Origin of the sequence: Sphingobium sp. MK2 (assembly GCF_040170545.1) — a bacterium.
Taxonomy (GTDB): domain Bacteria; phylum Pseudomonadota; class Alphaproteobacteria; order Sphingomonadales; family Sphingomonadaceae; genus Sphingobium.
The window spans coordinates 1-542 of sequence record NZ_JAZDXA010000116.1 but is presented as its reverse complement, the minus strand read 5'-3'; the positions used below and the strand labels follow the sequence as shown (position 1 = coordinate 542).

Below are 542 nucleotides of genomic sequence, written 5' to 3'. Positions count from 1 at the left end.
AGTGGTAACACTCGCGCCGGTGCATGCATCTCATTGAATCACAATGCCTTTTCCAAAAGCACTGTTCAAGTTGGGTCAAGGGATTGGGTGAAATTCGAGATTGAAGAAGCTGAAAAGGCTTTTGTTACGCAGAAGCTCTCGGGAGCGTTAGCGTATATCATCGATCCAGACCTGTCGGTGGACGCTTTACCAGTTTGGATGAAGAGCGCATTAATAACGAAACAAGCATCTCCGGCACTTGTGGCTTCCGATATCAGGCGCGCAATTAATACTAAAATTTCTGAAACAAGGCCGAAACATTTTATTGGAAGAACGTCGGAGGTTGATCAGACAATAGATCTGATAACTTCTTTTACATCACCAGACTATCGCCCTCCGATTGTTCTTTACGGCCTTCCTGGTATTGGTCGCCGATCGTTATTGGAGTCGGTTGCGCGAGATGGACTTTCTCTAAAGCGTACGCACTTAACCCGGCTTATTCATCAGGGGGTGCCTGAAGGGTTGGCAGGAGTAGCGTAAGGTTCTGTTCTGAAGTAGGAAAT

At 46.7% G+C, this 542-nt stretch carries 1 pseudogene; it reads left to right on the top strand.

What is annotated here, in order from left to right:
- Positions 1-519: pseudogene (locus V2I08_RS20560) on the top strand (hypothetical protein); the annotation flags it as partial.
- Positions 520-542: the final 23 nt, after the last annotated feature.